Below are 626 nucleotides of genomic sequence, written 5' to 3'. Positions count from 1 at the left end.
GCCAACGGCTTCGGCTACTATCAGCAGCTGGATAGCTTCAGCTACCGCTACAAGCACTTGTGGTACCGCTACTGTAACGCATAACTATGTAGCTCCTGCTAACCTATGTAATGTAACTGGCGGGGCAGTAACCGTAACCTTTAGCACTACCGATCCTTTTGGTAATGTAGTAACGGCTACACGTGTTATCAGCTTCGCTACTATGACGCTTACCGTTACGCCAACTACCCTTAGCGTACCTAATGGGGCATTGGGTGGTACTACCAGCAGTGTAGTGCCTAACATCACGTTGGGTGGCGTAGCAAGTCCGAGCACGAACTCAGTAACGATAACCTTTAGCGGCTTGCCAACAGGCGTAACCAGCACTACTGGTGGTCGTCTGATAGTAGCGCCTAACACCCGTGCAGGCTCTCATACTATTACTTATAGAGTATGCGAAACCGCAGGTAATAACAACTGCAAGACAGTAACTAGTACCTTGGTAATCGGTACCGGTAGCTTAACAGTAACGCCAGTAACGCCACTTACTGTACCTAATGGTATAACAGGAGGTACTACTAGCAGCGTACTTACCGGAGTAAGACTCAACGGTAATGTAGTAACGAATACTAACTCAGTAACGATAA

The 626-nt window shown here is 47.8% G+C and carries 1 pseudogene; it reads left to right on the top strand.

Annotated features, from left to right (window positions below):
• Positions 1 to 626 (top strand): annotated as a pseudogene (locus HMPREF9074_RS12570) (hypothetical protein); the annotation flags it as partial.

It is taken from the genome of Capnocytophaga sp. oral taxon 329 str. F0087 (assembly GCF_000213295.2).
Taxonomy (GTDB): domain Bacteria; phylum Bacteroidota; class Bacteroidia; order Flavobacteriales; family Flavobacteriaceae; genus Capnocytophaga; species Capnocytophaga leadbetteri_A.
The sequence above is the reverse complement of the archived record's forward strand: the minus strand, read 5'-3'. Positions and strand labels throughout refer to the sequence as shown.